This window comes from Aeromonas sp. (assembly GCF_050633025.1).
GTDB lineage: Bacteria > Pseudomonadota > Gammaproteobacteria > Enterobacterales > Aeromonadaceae > Aeromonas.
This window is the reverse complement of the sequence record NZ_JBODRQ010000089.1, coordinates 1-15,884: the sequence shown is the minus strand read 5'-3', so window position 1 is coordinate 15,884 and position 15,884 is coordinate 1. Positions and strand designations below refer to the sequence as shown.

Annotated in this window: 14 protein-coding genes and 1 pseudogene; 6 read left to right on the top strand and 9 right to left on the bottom strand. The window is 58.6% G+C overall.

What is annotated here, in order from left to right; all coding sequences use genetic code 11:
* From ACRAUW_RS12495 to rnm, 9 genes and pseudogenes are all read right to left on the bottom strand, one after another.
* A partial coding sequence (locus ACRAUW_RS12495; protein ID WP_431362534.1) for a nuclease-related domain-containing protein occupies positions 1-370 on the bottom strand: 370 nt, incomplete at its 3' end.
* A 400-nt stretch (positions 371-770) separates the two neighbouring features.
* Positions 771-1,040, bottom strand: a pseudogene (locus ACRAUW_RS12490) (histidine-type phosphatase); the annotation flags it as partial.
* 143 nt (positions 1,041-1,183) lie between these two features.
* Positions 1,184-1,690: a hypothetical protein gene (locus tag ACRAUW_RS12485; RefSeq protein WP_431362533.1), complete on the bottom strand. Its 507-nt coding sequence runs from the start codon at positions 1,688-1,690 to the stop codon at positions 1,184-1,186.
* 768 nt (positions 1,691-2,458) lie between these two features.
* The gene (locus tag ACRAUW_RS12480; RefSeq protein ID WP_431362532.1) at positions 2,459-3,409 is read right to left on the bottom strand and encodes a transposase; all 951 of its coding nucleotides are present in this window, start codon (positions 3,407-3,409) and stop codon (positions 2,459-2,461) included.
* A 186-nt stretch (positions 3,410-3,595) separates the two neighbouring features.
* Entirely contained in the window at positions 3,596-4,519 is a 924-nt protein-coding gene (gene rluB, locus ACRAUW_RS12475; RefSeq protein WP_005347347.1) for a 23S rRNA pseudouridine(2605) synthase RluB, read from the bottom strand.
* Between the two features lie 134 nt (positions 4,520-4,653).
* Complete coding sequence (gene scpB / locus ACRAUW_RS12470; RefSeq protein WP_431362531.1) at positions 4,654-5,226, bottom strand: SMC-Scp complex subunit ScpB; 573 nt, start codon at positions 5,224-5,226, stop codon at positions 4,654-4,656.
* Entirely contained in the window at positions 5,210-6,079 is an 870-nt protein-coding gene (locus ACRAUW_RS12465; protein WP_160880718.1) for a segregation and condensation protein A, read from the bottom strand. The genes scpB and ACRAUW_RS12465 overlap by 17 nt, the downstream gene beginning before the upstream one ends.
* Entirely contained in the window at positions 6,072-6,692 is a 621-nt protein-coding gene (locus ACRAUW_RS12460; RefSeq protein WP_005338129.1) for an L-threonylcarbamoyladenylate synthase, read from the bottom strand. Before ACRAUW_RS12460 ends, ACRAUW_RS12465 begins: the two co-directional genes overlap by 8 nt.
* Before the next feature lie 106 nt (positions 6,693-6,798).
* Positions 6,799-7,680, bottom strand: coding sequence for an RNase RNM (rnm, locus tag ACRAUW_RS12455; RefSeq protein ID WP_431362530.1), 882 nt, complete (start codon positions 7,678-7,680; stop codon positions 6,799-6,801).
* Between the two features lie 436 nt (positions 7,681-8,116).
* Between rnm and ACRAUW_RS12450 the strand changes: the two genes are divergently transcribed.
* The 6 genes from ACRAUW_RS12450 to trpA are packed head-to-tail and all read left to right on the top strand — an operon-like array spanning position 8,117 to position 14,988.
* Positions 8,117-9,748 (top strand): anthranilate synthase component 1, encoded by a 1,632-nt coding sequence (locus ACRAUW_RS12450; protein WP_431362529.1) that lies wholly within the window; start codon positions 8,117-8,119, stop codon positions 9,746-9,748.
* The gene (locus tag ACRAUW_RS12445) at positions 9,745-10,362 is read left to right on the top strand and encodes an aminodeoxychorismate/anthranilate synthase component II (RefSeq protein WP_013723977.1); all 618 of its coding nucleotides are present in this window, start codon (positions 9,745-9,747) and stop codon (positions 10,360-10,362) included. Before ACRAUW_RS12450 ends, ACRAUW_RS12445 begins: the two co-directional genes overlap by 4 nt.
* Before the next feature lie 15 nt (positions 10,363-10,377).
* Positions 10,378-11,421, top strand: coding sequence for an anthranilate phosphoribosyltransferase (trpD, locus tag ACRAUW_RS12440; RefSeq protein WP_431362528.1), 1,044 nt, complete (start codon positions 10,378-10,380; stop codon positions 11,419-11,421).
* Positions 11,421-12,929 (top strand): bifunctional indole-3-glycerol-phosphate synthase TrpC/phosphoribosylanthranilate isomerase TrpF, encoded by a 1,509-nt coding sequence (gene trpCF, locus ACRAUW_RS12435; RefSeq protein WP_431362527.1) that lies wholly within the window; start codon positions 11,421-11,423, stop codon positions 12,927-12,929. Before trpD ends, trpCF begins: the two co-directional genes overlap by 1 nt.
* Positions 12,930-12,976: 47 nt before the next feature.
* The gene (gene trpB / locus ACRAUW_RS12430) at positions 12,977-14,185 is read left to right on the top strand and encodes a tryptophan synthase subunit beta (protein ID WP_431362526.1); all 1,209 of its coding nucleotides are present in this window, start codon (positions 12,977-12,979) and stop codon (positions 14,183-14,185) included.
* Positions 14,182-14,988 (top strand): tryptophan synthase subunit alpha, encoded by an 807-nt coding sequence (gene trpA / locus ACRAUW_RS12425; RefSeq protein ID WP_431362525.1) that lies wholly within the window; start codon positions 14,182-14,184, stop codon positions 14,986-14,988. The genes trpB and trpA overlap by 4 nt, the downstream gene beginning before the upstream one ends.
* Positions 14,989-15,884 lie beyond the last annotated feature (896 nt).

Genomic DNA, 15,884 nt, shown 5'->3' with positions numbered 1-15,884 from the left:
CCATGCTAATAGGTATTATTAAATTGCCATTAGAATCAAAAAACTCTTCAATACCATTTAGTTTACTATGAACAATACTCGAGTAATGATTAACTTGTGATATGGGGTTTCTATATTTCTTGTTGGTTTTAGAAATCACATAATTTGGATTTGCAGATTGAATGTAATCATCATCCCAATCTTTAACCTCGATAATTAATACGCCAAATTTTTTTCCTATAACAATGAAGTCAGGTTTTAATTCATTAATTATAGGCTGAACATATATAAAACAGTCTTCATCTACTAAGAGTTTTTTAAGTTTTTGCTCTAACGTATAACGTTCTCCATCAGTAAGAATATCTGGATTTAAAGGGTTAACTATATACATACAATAGCCTTATATATCGTTGGTTTTGATGTAAGGAAATCTGAGGAAATCTGGGACACCCACCTTTCTGCCCACCTTTCTGAGCAAAGTGTAATTCTACTAAAGCCCACGCTACCGCCCGTGGATTACAGCTTCCAATATGCCCCCTTGACCCGCGAGGGCAGCAACCTATCGCAGCTCAACAGGTTCTGAATAGCCATGGTAAGCCAAACGAAACTGCCGAGGTGAGGCTTAAATTGACTTAACTGTCAGAAATTAATCATTTTTTGCGCTTGATCAGCAAATGGAGCCGGAAGGCGGCTTTATAGCCATATTCATCTCTGGCAAGCAGGGAGGGGGGAGTGAATAGGGGCGACCTGCTGGTCGCCCCTTGTTATCGCCATATCCGGCGTGCGAAGGGTTAGCCGTTATAGCCGTAGCAGCGCTTGAGCTCCTCGAAGTCATAGTAGTGGCTGCCGCTCTGGTAGGGTTGGCAGCCGGTTTTAAAGGCGATCTCCTTTTCGTTGTAGAGCATCTTGACCAGCACTTGCCGCTGCCCGTTCTGGTAGATATCCCACTGAATATTGGCGGTATAGGGGGAGACCCAGCCGCCGCGCCACTCGTTGTTCTGCTGGCTGAACAGCTGATCCGGGCTGGCCCCCTGACGGCTCCCTTCCAGCTTCATCAGGGCCATGAAAATCTGGGACACCCACCTTTCTGCACTATCAGAGCCGCACAGGCTAGCAAGCTCACCGGAGCAGAGCAACCATGTGACCTCTCTCGGCCCGGATAAAAGTGAAATTGCGGTTACCTTTTGCAATAAAAAAGGGGATCTCAGGTCAGGGGGTTAGCCTCGCCGCGTTTGATAAAGTCATTGAGCGAGCGGATGGAAGGATCCAGCACTGTCTTTCGCGTGTAGATGAAACAATTTTCGCAGCCCACTTCCAACGCGATATCACGCAAGCCTTTACTCTCCGTGGCCGTCAATTCCCCCTCCATCTTTTCCATCGGTTGGATGATGATTGCAGCAACAGGCGAGAACAGCCGAGAACCACATAGCTGCTTTACGACAAGCTTTAGTAATTTCCCGGCGACATAGGGATCGCTGATCAGTGAACGAGGATGCGAGAACGGATTGATGGCAGTGCCAGTGTTAGTATTGCCAACAGCGGCATTGCCGAATGCTAGCACCTTTGCCCTGTGTCCCTTCTTCATATCGATACATAGCAAGGGTTTTTCATCGAAGGCGCGCTGGCTCTTAAGATCAACGACCCTGATGCGATTCTCCCATATCTGAACGTACAAGGTTCTGCCAAACAGATTTTTCAGAACACTAAACATCAACCACTTCCTCCATGACTAGATTCCCGCATACTGACTTAACTTACCCACCCCGCCTGTCCTGGCGCTACTGACCGACACCACCACATCCTGTTCCAGATAAAGGTAGGGCTAACAGATTGGCACCCTTCGTATCAACTTGGCCCTGGCACCGGGGCAAAAACAAGATGTAAAAATACTACAAAACTGTTAATTATCAATAGCATGGGGCGAAACTCCACAACACTTTACCAGACATTCGCTCATCCTTCGTCAAAAACGGGAAAATCTGAGACACCCACCTTTCTGAGTAAGGTGTAATGCCACCAAATCCCACGCTACCGCCCGTGGATTACAGCTTCCAATATGCTCCCTTGACCTGCGATGGCAGCAACCCATCGCAGTTCAACAGGTTCTGGATGGCTATGGTAAGCCAAACGAAACTGCTGAGGCGAGCCTTAAAGTGGCATAACCATCAGAAAAACCTTGTTTTCTGACTTCTAGCAAACTCTTCTAGATCTACGACCTTGCCGCCAACCGGACTGTGATCGGGCGCTGGTTGAAGTCTGGTGGTTGAAATCTGGGAGATCTGGGATACCCACCTTTTGTAGCAAGCCACTCTCGAACTGCTTGCAGGCAACATGGTATATGCATTCGAACTGATGCCTGCAAAAGTCGGGGGGGGGGAAATAGAGAAATTTTCAGGTTTAGAAAGCAACAGCCCCTGCACAACCATTTACTGGACTATGTGCAATATTCGGAGCTATCAGCAGGGTAAACGCAAAGCAATCAAATCTGTGGTTGATGGCATCGCAGCTGGCCATAGTGGCGGGCAAACTGCTGACATTGATCTCTGCCTCCCACCACTCTGATCCCTTGTCGCCTGAACAGCGTCACCTGTTTCAACCAGAGAACACCATCAAGACCCAACCGTTCCAGAATGGGTCCAAGTTGGGCAGGAATATGACCCCGCTTGTCGAGCCGAATAGCACGGCCTGTCCAATCAACCAGCATCAGGTAGTCGGTGAAGGCATAGAGCAGTTCTTCAGGCTTCCCCTGGCTGGCAAACGGCAGTAACAGTGGTGGCAAAACTTCAGGGGCAGCAGGCTCGTCAAGGCGCTGTTTGATACTGGTGTAGTCACTCTGCTCTGGCCGATCTGCCAACGCGGCGCGTATTGGATTGAGGTCAACATATGCCATACAGGCCAACAAGGCGGATTCGGTGAGCAACGCCTGGCTTTTGAAGCGTCCCTCCCAAAAATGGCCCTTGCAACCATCTTCCTGATTGGCCTGACGGGCCAGATTTTCATTGAGTAGCCGAATAAACCAGCTGATGGAGTGAAGCCGCTCCCGCCATTGGGTAAGCAATTGCTGCACGACAGCCAGTTCAGGCTCGATCAACATCTCCCCCTGATACCAGCGCCTGACCAACAGCGGCCACTGGAAAAGCGCCGCCCAGCGCTCGGCCACCTCCTGCTCACTCCAGTTGGCCGCAGTATCAGGGTCCACCTTGAGCACCAGATGATAGTGATTGCTCATCACCGCATAGGCACATATGCCGATAGCAAACAGCCGCGACAGTTGCCCCAACTTGTCGACTACCCATTGGCGTCGATGCTCGTAACTCTGGCCGGAGTGGGAATCCTCTCCGCACAGAAAAGCTCGCCGCACACAGCGACTGACCACGTGGTAGTAAGGCGTATCCTGCAAGCTGATTTGACGTGAACGAGCAATGGTCATGGCGCATCCCTCAACTGTGACCTCTCAAGTCAACAATCTGTGGTGTTTGCAGAGCTAAGAAAGGCGGCTTAGCGTTGCACTTCGGAGTTGAATCCGCCATATAAATATAAAAAAGCCCGCACCAATTGGTGCGGGCTTTTTGGCAAGTTTGCACATCTATCAGTGTGTGTCACTGGCAAACGGCGCTTATTTGCTGCCGGTACCGGAGTTGCGGGTAGAGGCTTGCGGCTTGCGACGGGCGGTGGTGGCGCGAGCGCGCGGCTCTTTGCCCTGCATCTCTTTGTGACGCTGCACGGCGCGACGGATCTGGGCGGCCTGCTTGTGACGGCTGGTTTTGCCATCCTGCTGCAGATCGACCTTGGATTCGGTCTCCGGCGGCAGGTTGACCAGACCGCGCAGGTAGTTCACTTCCGGCAGTTTCAGCTCTTGCCAGCCGCCGCGCGGGATGCCGCGGTCCAGCTTGACGTCGCCGTAGCGGATCCGCATCAGGCGGCTCACCTGCACTTCCTGGGATTCCCACAGGCGGCGCACTTCACGGTTGCGACCTTCGGTCAGGGTGACGTTGAACCACTGGTTCAGACCCTCACCGCCAGCCGGTTTGATCTTGTTGAACTTGGCGGTGCCATCTTCCAGCTGCACGCCCTTGCGCAGACGCTGCAGCATGGCTTCGGTGATTTCGCCAAAGACACGTACCGCGTATTCCCGCTCCACTTCGTGGCTCGGGTGCATCAGACGGTTGGCCAGCTCACCGTCGGTGGTGAACAGCAACAGACCGGAGGTGTTGACGTCGAGGCGGCCGACCGCAATCCAGCGGGCACCTTCCATCTTGGGCAGACGATCAAACACGGTGGGACGACCTTCCGGATCGTGACGGGTACACATCTCCCCTTCCGGCTTGTGGTAAGCCAGTACGCGGCAGATCACTTCCTCTGCGGCACGGGTCTTGACCTGGTGACCATCCACCCGGATCACGGCGTTCACTTCGACGCGATCCCCCAGTGTGGCGACCTTGCCATCCACACTGACCCGACCTGCGGTGATCAGGGCCTCCATCTCACGACGGGAGCCGTGACCCGCGCGGGCCAACACTTTTTGCAGTTTTTCACTCATCGGGGTTACCTGATTGTTGATCGCTGCCCACAGGTAATAGGGGCAACGGGGTTAACTGTAACAAACGCCGGTTGGAGCACTCGCCACAGTTGAAAAATGTATATCTCGGTGACGTCGGCACGCTTGGGCGCCATTCACCGGGCATCGCTCTCCCCGTCCACCACAGAGGGCAACAGGGGTTGCAGCTCCGGATCCAGCTCGGGGAGCTGCTCCAGACTCTGCAGATTAAAGTAATCCAGAAACTCTCTGGTGGTGGCGAGCAGTTCGGGGCGACCCGCCACCTCTTTGTGGCCTATGCTGCGCACCCAGCCACGCTCTTTCAGGGTATTCACTATCTGGCTCGACACCGCCACCCCGCGGATCGCTTCGATCTCGGCCCGGGTGATGGGTTGGCGATAGGCGATCAGGGTCAGCGTCTCCATCACGGCGCGCGAATAGCGCGGCGCCCGCTCACTCCAGAGCCTTGACAGCTCCTCGGCATACTCCTGACGCGCCTGAAAGCGCCAGCCGGAGGCGACCTCTTTGAGCTCGACGCCTCGCGAGCTGTAATCTTGCCTGATCTCGGCCAACAGCAGCTGAACATAGCGACTGGTCACCGGATAATCCGCCAGCACGCCGCTTTTCAGCTCGCTGACATTGAGCGGACGACCGGCCACAAACAGCGCCGCTTCGATCAAGGTCTTGAGTCGTTCAGTGGGCAGCGCCACGGTTGCCCTCCTCGCTCTGTTCGGCCAATGCAAAATGGATAGGACCGAGTGGTTCAGCCTGCAGGATCCAGATCAGTTGCTCCTTGCACAGCTCCAGCAGGGCCAGAAACGTCACCAGTACCCCCATCCGCCCCTCTTCGGCACGCAGCACCTGCTCAAGGCGCAGGGTCTGCCCCAGGGTGAGCATGGCAAGGATCTCCGCCATGCGCACCCGGGTCGGGATCTGTTCGCGGCGGATCTGGTGATGTTCGAAATGAGTCGCGCGTTTTACCACACTTTGCATGTAAAGGGCGAGCTCAACCAGCGAAACATCGGGCGCCAGTGGCTTGAGGGCGCCAAAATCGGGGGGCAAGGCGGCGGCGATATAAATCTCTCGCTCCACCCGTGGCAGCTCATTGACCCTCTCTGCACCTACCTTGTAGCGCTCGTACTCCTGCAGCCGGCGAATAAGGGTCACCCGAGGGTCTTCCCCCTCCTCTTCATCCTCCAGCTCCGGCGCCTTGGGCAGCAGCAGGCGGGATTTGATCTCCGCCAGCCAGGCCGCCATCAGCAGATATTCGGCCGCCAGCTCAAGGTTGAGCCCCTGCATCAGCTCCACGTACTCCATGTACTGGGCGGTGATCTGCAGGATCGGCAGGTTGAGGATATCGAGCTGCTGGCGCCGGATGAGGTAGAGCAGCAGATCGAGCGGCCCCTCGAAGGTATCGAGGAACACCTCCAGCGCATCGGGCGGGATGAACAGATCCTGAGGCAGCTCGTGATAGGGCTGCCCCAGGACTTTCGCGATGGGTAGCGCGGCGCCAGTCCCCGTCTCGGCGGAGGGGACTGTCACCGGTTCAGCGACATCACTCAAACGGGGTCGGGTCTCCGGCGCCGCGACGACGCAATACCGGCTCGTCGTCAGAGAAATCGACCACAGTCGTGGGCTGCTCGCCCAGATAACCGCCGTTGACCACCAGATCGATCTGCTTGCCCAGCTTGTCGAAGATCTCTTCCGGGTCAAACTCGGCCATCTCGGAGTCCGGCAGGATCAATGTGGTGGAGAGCAGCGGCTCGCCGAGGGCTTCCAGCAGTGCCTGGGCAATCTTGTTGTCCGGCACCCGGATACCGATGCTCTTCTTCTTCTCGTTCATCAGGCGGCGCGGCACCTCTTTGGTCGCCTTGAAGATGAAGGTGTAGGCACCCGGGGTATTGTTCTTGATCAGGCGAAATGCGCTGTTGTCGACCTTGGCGTAGGTGGAGATCTCGGAGAGATCGCGGCACACCAGGGTGAAGTCGTGGTTGGCATCGAGGCGACGGATGCGGCAGATGCGCTCCAGCGCGCCCTTGTCACCCATCTGGCAACCCAGCGCATAACCGGAGTCGGTCGGATAGACGATCACGCCGCCGTTCTGGATGATCTGTACCGCCTGACCGATCAGACGGGCCTGGGGGTTTTCCGGATGTACGTAAAAATGCTGACTCATAGCTTGTTCTCGCAATGGGGGCAGCAATACCTGCCCGCTCGTATGGTCACGGGCCAAAGACCCATGACACTACCTTAACCTGTTTGTGACTGCTTCGCTGGCGCCGTTAGCGGCTTGCCAGCAGCTCGGCATGTTGCTCGGTGGTGAGCCCGAAGTGACCGGGATAGGCCAGCCAGACGGGCATCCCCTCTTTGGGCAGCCAGAGGTGGCGGCCCAGCTCGGTCCAGTTGGAGGGGAAGTGAAAATCCGATCCCACCGAGATATAGAGGTCGTGATCCTTGGCCCACTGGCCCAGATTGGCCCGCTCCTGCGGGCTCTGCTGAGGCAATGACACCTCCATGGCATCGCCACCGGCCGCCTTGAAGGCCACCAGCAGCCGCTTGATCCACTTGGCGGTGAGATCGTAACGGCTGGGGTGGGCCAGCACCGCCAGCCCACCGGCGGCGTGAATGGCAGCGATGGCTTCGCTCATCTCGGGCCACTCGGCCGGGGCATAGCCTTTATTGCCACGGCTCAGGTACTTTTTGAATACCTTCTGCATGTTGTCGGCTACCCCGCGTGCCACCAGCACCCGGGCAAAGTGGGCGCGGGTCACGGCAGCATCACCGGCGAGCGCCTTGGCCTCTTCATAGGTGCCGGGAAGGAGGCACTTCTCCAGACGACGCCCGATTTCCTGCGCGCGCGCCTCGCGACGGGCCAGCTGACCGGCCAGAAAATCCAACAGCTGCGGATTTTTTTCATCCACCCCCAGCGCCACGATATGGATCTCGTGGTGCTCCCAGCCGGTGGAGATCTCGACCCCTCTCACCAGTCGCAGCGGCAGTTGCTCGGCGTCAATGGTGCGGCGCACCTCATCAAGCCCGGCGAGGGTATCGTGGTCAGTAACTGCTAACACCTCGACCTGTTTCTCGGCAGCGCGGCGCACCAGTTCGGCTGGGCTCAGCACCCCGTCGGAGGCTGTGGTATGGCAGTGAAGATCGAATCTCATCAGGTTATTCCGCTCTCGTGGTCAGGTCACCATTCATGGCAAATCGGTGAAAGAAGGCTAAAAAGCGACTTGACTTGGCCGCGGCTTTATCGTTTTCTGTAGGCACTTCATTGCAAACATCTTTTTACAGGACTTTATCATGCAAACGACTTCCATCCTGACCATCTGGTGGTGGCACACTCCCTGACATGCGGGCGTGTGGTCGTTGCTGTACCTGTAATCTGACAGCAAATTAAGAACCCAAAGAAAAAGCCCGCTGACCCCAGCGGGCTTTTTTATTATCCGGCAAATGGACCTGTGATGAAACCGAGAATTCAGACAAGCAAGCTGACCTGGCGATGGTGCCCCTGAACCAGCCACCCCGGACCAATTAAATTTCTAAGGAATTCAACGTCATGAACATCGGTAACACGCATCACACGCAAGGGAACGCACTATGACAGCCACACATCGCCTTCCTCTGGGTGAATTCGATACCCTCAAGCTCAACGCCCCCTATGTGGCCGATCCGCTGGCGCTCTATACCCGCCTCTGTCAGGGGCGCCCCAACAACCTGCTGCTGGAATCGGTGGAGATCGACTCCAAGGCGGGTAAACAGAGCCTGCTGCTGGTCGATGCCTGCCTGCGCATCGAGTGCCGTGGTCGCACCGTGCGGGTGCGCAGCCTGAACGACAACGGCGCCCAGTTGCAGAGCCTGCTGGCCGAACGTCTGCCTGCCGCCGTTATCCAGAGCATTGTCGATGGCGAGCTGCAGCTCGATTTCCCGGTCTCCGATCGGGAGCTGGACGAAGATAGCCGCCTCAAGGGGAGCAGCGTGCTGGACGTGCTGCGCACCCTGCAGCGGGAGCTCGATTGCCAGCTCGGTAAAGAAGCTCTCTTTATGGCGGGCAGCTTCGCCTACGACCTGATCGCCTCCTTCGAGGATCTGCCAGAGGTGCCGGAGGGGAGCAACGATTGCCCCGACTACTGCTTCTATGTGGCCGAAACCCTGATCACCATCGACCATATCGAACGCACCACTCAACTGCTGGCCTGCATCTTTGGCGGCGACAGCGACGAAAGCCAGGTGGAAGACAGATACATCCGCCTGACCGAACGGCTCACCGACTTCAAACAGATTTGCCAACAACCCCTAAGCGCCGAGCTGACCACCCAGCCCCTGACCGGTGGCATGAGCGTGGACAAGAGCGACAAGCAGTTCTGTGCCGAGGTAGAGAAGCTCAAGGGCTTTATCCGCCGTGGCGACATCTTCCAGGTGGTGCCGTCCCGCTGCTTCTCCCTGCCTTGCCCAAGCCCCCTGGCCGCCTATCGCCGCCTCAAACAGACCAACCCCAGCCCCTACATGTTCTACGTGCAGGATGAGGGCTTCACCCTGTTTGGCGCCTCCCCCGAGAGCGCGGTGAAATTCTGCGCCGCCAGCCGCGACGTGGAGATGTACCCCATCGCCGGTACCCGCCGCCGCGGCTTCAACCCCGATGGCAGCATCAACCGGGATCTCGATGGCCGTATCGAGCTGGAACTGCGTCAGGACGAAAAAGAGGTGGCCGAACATCTGATGCTGGTAGATCTGGGTCGCAACGACATCGCCCGCATCTCGGAGCCCGGCACCCGCTACGTCAAGGAGCTGCTGAAAGTGGATCGCTACAGCCACGTGATGCATCTGGTCTCCAAGGTGGTCGGCACCTTGCGTTCCGACCTTGACGCCCTGCACGCCTATCAGGCCTGCATGAACATGGGCACCCTCACCGGCGCCCCCAAGATCCGCGCCAGCGAGCTTATTCGCATGGTGGAAGGCAAGCGCCGCGGCAGCTACGGCGGCGCCGTCGGCTACATCAACGGCGCAGGCGAGATGGATACCTGCATCGTCATCCGCTCCGCTTTCGTGAAAGATGGCGTGGCCCATGTGCAGGCCGGTGCCGGGGTGGTCTATGACTCCAAGCCACAAGCCGAAGCGGATGAGACCCGCGCCAAGGCGGCCGCCGTGCTGGCCGCCATCGCCGCCAGCCATGGCACCTCCCTGCAAGCCCTGAGCGCCCAGCAGGAGCAACATAAGGACGTGAGCCAATGAGTACCGGATCAACAGCCACTAACATCTTCCTGCTCGACAACTTCGACTCGTTTACCTACAACCTCGTCGACCAGTTCCGCTCCCTCGGCTATCCGGTGCGGATCTACCGCAACAGCCTGCCGGCCAGCCGCATCATGAGCGAGATCGCCGCCTGTGAAGGGGACGCCGTGCTGGTGCTCTCGCCGGGCCCGGGCGCCCCCCACGAGGCGGGTTGCCTGATTGATCTGATCAAGCTGGCCCGTGGTCAGGTGCCCATCCTCGGCATCTGTCTCGGCCATCAGGCCCTGTGCGAAGCCTACGGTGGCACCGTCGGCGCGGCGGGCGAGATCGTCCACGGCAAGCGCTCCCTGATTGAGCACAACGGCCACGGCGCCTTCGCCGGTCTGCCGAGCCCGCTGCCGGTAGCCCGTTACCACTCGCTGGTCGCCACCTATGTACCGGAAGAGCTGACGGTGATTGCCCACTATCAGGGCATGCCCATGGCCATCGAGCAGCAGGATGAGCGGGTACTGGGTTTCCAGTTCCACCCGGAATCCATCATGACCTCGGAAGGGGCCCGTCTGCTGACTCAGGCGCTCGCCCATATCACCCGTCCAGAAAGCAGCGTGCGGTAAGGTAAGGAGACCAACATGCATCATCATCTCAACACCCTCTATCAGGGTCAGTCTCTGAGCCGTGAAAGTACCCGCGACGCCTTCGGCCAGGTGGTACGTGGCGAAGTGGATCCCATCGTGCTCGCAAGTCTCTTGACCGCCCTCAAGATCAAGGGGGAGACCCCGGAGGAGATCGCCGGCGCCGCCGAGGCCCTCTTGGCAGAAGCGCGCGACTTCCCGCGCCCGGACTATGAATTTTGCGATATCGTCGGCACCGGCGGCGATGGCCTCAACACCATCAACGTCTCCACCACCTCGGCGCTGGTCGCCGCCGCCTGCGGCCTGAAAGTGGCCAAGCACGGCAACCGCTCGGTCTCGAGCAAGTCTGGTTCGAGCGATCTGCTGGACAAAATGGGCATCAAGCTCGACATGAGCCCGGCGCAGGCGCGCCGTTGTCTGGACGAGCTCGGCATCTGCTTCCTGTTCGCCCCCCAGTACCACGCCGGGGTGCGCCACGCCATGCCGGTACGGCAGGCCCTCAAAACCCGCACCCTGTTCAATGTGCTGGGGCCGCTCATCAACCCCGCTCGCCCCACCTATCAGCTGATGGGGGTCTATGCCCCCGAGCTGGTGCGTCCCATCGCAGAAACCCTGCTGGCACTGGGGCTGAAAACCGGTATGGTGGTTCACGGCGCCGGGCTCGACGAGATTGCCATCCACGGCCCGACCCAGGTGGCCCAGATCCGTGACGGCGAGATCCGCGAATTTATGATCACCCCGGCTGACTTTGGCCTGGAGACCTATCCGGTCAGCGCCATTCAGGGTGGTGAGCCTGAAGAGAACCGCGCCATCACCGCCGCCATTCTGGAAGGGCGTGGCACCCCGGCCCACAACGCCGCCATCGCCGCCAACGTGGCACCGCTGCTGCTGATGGCGGGCAAGGCGACCGATCTCAAGAGCGCGGCGGCCGAGGTGCTGGCGGTGCTGGCGAGCGGCAAGGCAGCGGATCTCGCCGCTAGGCTCGCCACGTTGAGTCATCAGGGAACGAGCCATCAGGACGCGGGCCATAAGGAGGCATGATGTCAGCCACCACGTTGCACAGCAGTCATTCAGAACGCCCGCAGGGCAAGAGCCAGTTTCGCAAGGATAACGAGATGTCAGACCTTATTGCCCCCCATGCTTTTCTGAACATGGCCTCCATCAGCCAGACCATCCTCGGCAAGATCGTGGCGGCCAAGCAGGAGTGGGTCGCTGCCCGCAAGCAGGCCCAGCCGCTGGCGAGCTTCCAGAGCGCGCTGACCCCAAGCGATCGGGATTTCGTCGGGGCGCTCAGGGCAGGCTCCACCCGCTTTATTCTGGAGTGCAAGAAGGCCTCTCCCTCCAAGGGCTTGATCCGCGATGACTTCAGCCCGGAGGCCATCGCCGACATCTATGGCAAATACGCCACCGCCATCTCGGTGCTGACCGACGAGAAGTTCTTTCAGGGGGATTTCGCCTTTTTGCCGCGGGTGCGCAGCCGCGTCAGCCAGCCGGTGCTCTGCAAGGATTTCATGATTGACCCCTATCAGGTCTATCTGGCCCGCCACTATCAGGCGGACGCCATCCTGCTGATGCTCTCGGTGCTCACCGACGAGGGCTATCGTGCCCTGTTCGCGGTCGCCAAGGAGCTGGGCCTTGGCGTGCTCACCGAAGTGAGCAACGAGGAGGAGCTGACCCGGGCCATCGCGTTGGGCGCACCGGTCATTGGCATCAACAACCGGGATCTGCGGGATTTGAGCGTCGATCTGAACCGCACCAAACAGCTGGCCAAAGACATTCCAAGCGATCGGGTAGTGATCAGCGAGTCCGGCATCAATCACCGCGCTCAGGTGGCGGATCTGCGCCACCACGCCAAGGGCTTTCTGGTGGGCTCGTCATTGATGGCCGAGCCGGATCTGGAAGCCGCAGTGCGCAAGCTGGTACTGGGCCAGAACAAGGTGTGCGGTCTCACCCGCGCCGAAGATGCCGCCGCCGCCCATCAGGCGGGCGCGGTGTTCGGGGGTCTTATCTTTGTGGCGAAAAGCCCGCGCTATGTAGACATCCCTGCCGCCCGCGCCGTGATGGCGGGTGCGCCGCTTAGCTTTGTCGGAGTATTTCGCAACGCCCAGCCCGCCACCATCGCCAAGACGGTGGATGCGCTGGGGCTCGCCGCGGTGCAGCTGCACGGCGATGAAGATGCCGCCTATATCGAGATCCTGCGCCCACTGCTGCCAGCGGGCTGCCAGATCTGGAAAGCCGTAGGCGTCTCTCTCGGCAAGGAAAGCGGCGAGCCGCTGCCCGCCCTCGACTACCCGGCGGATCGCCTGCTGCTGGATACAAAAGTCGGCAGCCAGAGCGGTGGCACAGGTCAGGCATTCGACTGGGCCATGCTGGCCAATCTGGATAAAGCCAAGCTGATGCTGGCGGGGGGCCTGAATCCCGACAACGCCCTGCAGGCGGCGCAAGTGGGCTGCCTCGGCCTTGATTTCAACTCCGGGGTAGAGAGTGCCCCGGGCCAGAAGGATGCGCACAAGATAGCAGCCGCCTTCGGCGTTCTGCGCAACCTGTAACGCAACCCTTTTTGATGTTTCGATTTAGCTAATACAAGGAAGAAGCCATGACCCTGCTCAACCCGTTTTTCGGTGAATTTGGCGGTATGTATGTACCCCAAATCCTTATCCCGGCCCTGCTCCAGCTGGAGAAAGCCTTTGTCGATGCCAAGGATGATCCGGCCTTTATCGCCGAGTTTCAGTCCCTGCTGACCGAGTATGCCGGTCGCCCGACCCCACTCACCCTCACCCGCAATCTGACCAAGGGCACCAAGACCCGCCTCTACCTCAAGCGTGAAGATCTGCTGCACGGCGGTGCCCACAAGACCAACCAGGTGCTGGGTCAGGCGCTGCTGGCCAAGCGGATGGGCAAGAACGAGATCATCGCCGAGACCGGCGCCGGTCAGCACGGCGTCGCCACCGCACTGGCCTGCGCCCTGCTCGGCCTCAAGTGCCGGGTCTATATGGGCGCCAAGGATTGCGAGCGCCAGAAGCCCAACGTATTTCGCATGAAGCTGATGGGCGCCACCGTTATTCCGGTGCACTCAGGCTCGTCCACCCTGAAAGATGCCTGCAATGAGGCGCTGCGTGACTGGGCTGCCAACTACGAGTCGGCCCACTACCTGCTCGGGACCGCCGCTGGTCCGCACCCCTTCCCCACCATCGTGCGGGAGTTCCAGAAGATGATCGGCGAAGAGGCCAAGGCCCAGTGCTTCGAGAAGGAGGAGCGACTGCCCGATGCGGTGATCGCCTGCGTCGGCGGCGGGTCGAACGCCATCGGCATGTTTGCCGACTTTATCGATGAGCCGTCGGTGCGCCTCATCGGTGTCGAGCCGGGTGGTCACGGTATCGAAAGTGGCGAGCACGGTGCGCCGCTCGGTCACGGCAGCAAGGGGGTCTTCTTTGGCATGCACTCCTACCTGATGCAGGACACTCAGGGCCAGATCCAGGAGTCCTACTCCGTCTCGGCGGGGCTCGACTTCCCCTCCGTCGGCCCGCAACACGCCCATCTGGCCGCCATCGGCCGCGCCGAGTACCCCTCGGTGACCGACAAGGAGGCGCTGGACGCCTTCCAGGAGCTGGCCAAATCCGAAGGCATCATCCCGGCGCTGGAGTCCTCCCACGCGCTGGCCCACGCCCTCAAGATGGCCCGCAGTGAACCGGAAAAAGAGCAGGTGCTCATCGTCAACCTCTCCGGCCGTGGCGACAAAGATATCTTCACCGTGGCTGACATCTTGGAAACAGAAAGCATCGAGAAAGAAGGAACCTGCAAATGAACCGTTACTCACAACTCTTCTCCCGTCTGGACGCGGCCAATCAGGGCGCCTTTGTGCCGTTCGTGATGCTGGGTGACCCCACTCCTGAACTCTCGCTGGCCATCGTCGATGCGCTGGTCGAAGGGGGCGCCGATGCCCTCGAACTCGGCATTCCCTTCTCCGATCCGGTGGCGGACGGCCCCACCATTCAGGGCGCCGCCCTGCGGGCCTTTGCCAGCCACACCACCCCGGACGACTGCTTCGAGCTGCTTGGCCGCATCCGCGCCAAGTACCCGCAGCTGCCCATTGGCCTGCTGGTCTACGCCAACCTGGTCTATGTGCGCAAAATTGACGGCTTCTACGAGAAGTGCCAGCAGGCGGGCGTGGATTCGGTGCTGGTCGCCGACGTGCCGGTGCAGATGTGCGCCCCCTACAAGGCGGCCGCCGACAAGTTTGGCATCGACAGCATCTTTATCGCCCCGCCCAATGGCGACGCCGAGACCCTGAAACAGGTGGCAGAGCTTGGCAATGGTTACACCTATCTGGTGAGCCGCGCTGGCGTCACCGGTGCCGAAACCAAGGCCGGCATGCCGGTGGAGGGGCTGATCAATACCCTGCGCGAGTTCAACGCCCCGCCCGCCCTGCTCGGCTTTGGCATCAGCGAACCGGCCCAAGTCCGCGCCGCCATCGCCGCTGGCGCCGCCGGTGCCATCTCCGGCTCCGCCGTGGTGAAGATCATCGAGACCCACCACCAGAACCCGGAACATATGCTCACCCGTCTGAAAGAGTTTGTGGAAGGGATGAAGGCCGCGACCAATCGCTAAGGTCGGGTTGGGGTCGGTTGTTTGTGGCCCTGAGTTATCAGTTCACATAACCACGCCATAACCATGAGAAAGGGAGCCTGACCGGCTCCCTTTCTTTTTATCCGCTTGTACCCGCTAACAGCTCCCGACATGTTGCTCCCATCTCCCTCGTTGATCCCCTCTCCCTCTGGGAGAGGGTTAGGGTGAGGGGCCTGACACATTTCCAGCCAAGCAAGTTGCTCACCCAGCGCACGTCTTAATGACTAATTTATTGATCCAAAACCGATTCCCGCCAAAACACGCTTCTCAACTCTCCACTCCCCCCTTAAGATACCCAAACGACAATCCATCTCTCGGGATAGCACCATGGCAGCGATTGTTGATTTCTCGCAGGTTAACAGCAGCGAACTGGGGGCTGTCACTCAGGGGCGGTAGCCTTTTCTGAAGAAAACCGATGAGTGACAAGCGGGTAGCCCTCAACCTCGTTCAGCAGGATGATGGCGCTTATCTGACGCTGGTTAAATAACAACCGCCGCCACCGCTTATCTCGAACCAAATGCAGGGATATGTCGCGGCAGAAAAAGTTGTGCTTGTTCGGTTTTTTATGAAAAAATCACCCAATTAGGGTTGTCCCAACACGGAAAGCAACTTAAACGAAGAGGTTTATTTTCAATGGGGTTATACAATGACTCAAAATTTATTATTACCGAACGAGCTAAAACATTAGTCGTAAAAAATATTAGCAGAAAATCGCAGGTGGCCTGATGTTTAATACCAACTTCACAGTGCAACAAAAACTGCATAACAAGTTTGCCAAGCTCACGTTAGCAACTTGCAAAGGCGTTATACAACAAGTTACGACACACCTCGATCTTTCTATATTTGAATAGCTTATATAACTATAAATTTACTCCATT

Bases quoted from the DNA above. Each gene is read 5' to 3' on its own strand.
- trpCF (WP_431362527.1), top strand. From the start codon at position 11,421: ATGTCAGCCACCACGTTGCACAGCAGTCATTCAGAACGCCCGCAGGGC.
- ACRAUW_RS12480 (WP_431362532.1), bottom strand. From the start codon at position 3,409: ATGACCATTGCTCGTTCACGTCAAATCAGCTTGCAGGATACGCCTTAC.
- rluB (WP_005347347.1), bottom strand. From the start codon at position 4,519: ATGAGTGAAAAACTGCAAAAAGTGTTGGCCCGCGCGGGTCACGGCTCC.
- trpA (WP_431362525.1), top strand. From the start codon at position 14,182: ATGAACCGTTACTCACAACTCTTCTCCCGTCTGGACGCGGCCAATCAG.
- ACRAUW_RS12460 (WP_005338129.1), bottom strand. From the start codon at position 6,692: ATGAGTCAGCATTTTTACGTACATCCGGAAAACCCCCAGGCCCGTCTG.
- ACRAUW_RS12485 (WP_431362533.1), bottom strand. From the start codon at position 1,690: ATGTTTAGTGTTCTGAAAAATCTGTTTGGCAGAACCTTGTACGTTCAG.
- trpB (WP_431362526.1), top strand. From the start codon at position 12,977: ATGACCCTGCTCAACCCGTTTTTCGGTGAATTTGGCGGTATGTATGTA.
- trpD (WP_431362528.1), top strand. From the start codon at position 10,378: ATGCATCATCATCTCAACACCCTCTATCAGGGTCAGTCTCTGAGCCGT.
- ACRAUW_RS12445 (WP_013723977.1), top strand. From the start codon at position 9,745: ATGAGTACCGGATCAACAGCCACTAACATCTTCCTGCTCGACAACTTC.
- rnm (WP_431362530.1), bottom strand. From the start codon at position 7,680: ATGAGATTCGATCTTCACTGCCATACCACAGCCTCCGACGGGGTGCTG.
- ACRAUW_RS12450 (WP_431362529.1), top strand. From the start codon at position 8,117: ATGACAGCCACACATCGCCTTCCTCTGGGTGAATTCGATACCCTCAAG.